Origin of the sequence: Streptomyces sp. JJ38 (genome assembly GCF_019303475.1) — a bacterium.
In the GTDB taxonomy this organism is placed as follows: Bacteria; Actinomycetota; Actinomycetes; order Streptomycetales; family Streptomycetaceae; genus Streptomyces.
This window is the reverse complement of the sequence record NZ_JABLSI010000110.1, coordinates 1-663: the sequence shown is the minus strand read 5'-3', so window position 1 is coordinate 663 and position 663 is coordinate 1. Positions and strand designations below refer to the sequence as shown.

Annotated in this window: 1 protein-coding gene; it reads right to left on the bottom strand. The window is 69.7% G+C overall.

Annotated features, from left to right (window positions below; translation table 11 throughout):
- Positions 1–663: ketoacyl-synthetase C-terminal extension domain-containing protein (locus tag HPT28_RS26460; RefSeq protein WP_306824677.1), on the bottom strand; the 663-nt coding region annotated here is incomplete at both ends.

The following is a 663-nucleotide window of genomic DNA, read 5'->3' as shown; positions in this document are numbered from 1 at the left end:
GGGGTAGACGAACACGATCTTCCCGCCGGTGGCGGTGCCCTCGATCACGGCCGGGTGAGGCACACCCTGGGCCAAAGCCTCCAGCCCGGCCAGGAGCTCGTCCCGGCTGGAGCACACCACGGCCGCCCGGTGGTCGAAGAGGCTGCGCCGGTGGAGCTGATCCCGGAGCTGGCCGGGCTGAAGCTCAGGATGCTTGCCCAGGTGGACGTGGAGACGGCGAGCGTGACTGTTCAACGCCTGCGAGCTGTTGGCGGACAGCGGCACCATCAGTGGCCCGTTGGCCTCCGGCTCCTGCGCCTGGGGTGTTGGGTCGCCTTGTTCGAGGATGACGTGGGCGTTGGTGCCGCTGATGCCGAAGGAGGAGACGGCGGCGCGGCGGGGGCGGCCGGTGTCGGGCCAGTCGATGGTTTCGGTGAGGAGGGATACGGCTGAGGAGTCCCAGTCGATGTGGGGGGTGGGTTGGTCGATGTGGAGGGTTTTGGGCAGTTGCCCGTGCCGCATGGCCTGCACCATCTTGATGACGCCTGCGACGCCCGCGGCGGCCTGGGTGTGGCCGATGTTGGACTTGACCGAGCCGAGCCACAGGGGTTGGCCGGGCTCGCGGCCGGTGCCGTAGGTGGCTTGGAGGGCTTGGGCTTCGATGGGGTCGCCGAGGGTGGTGCC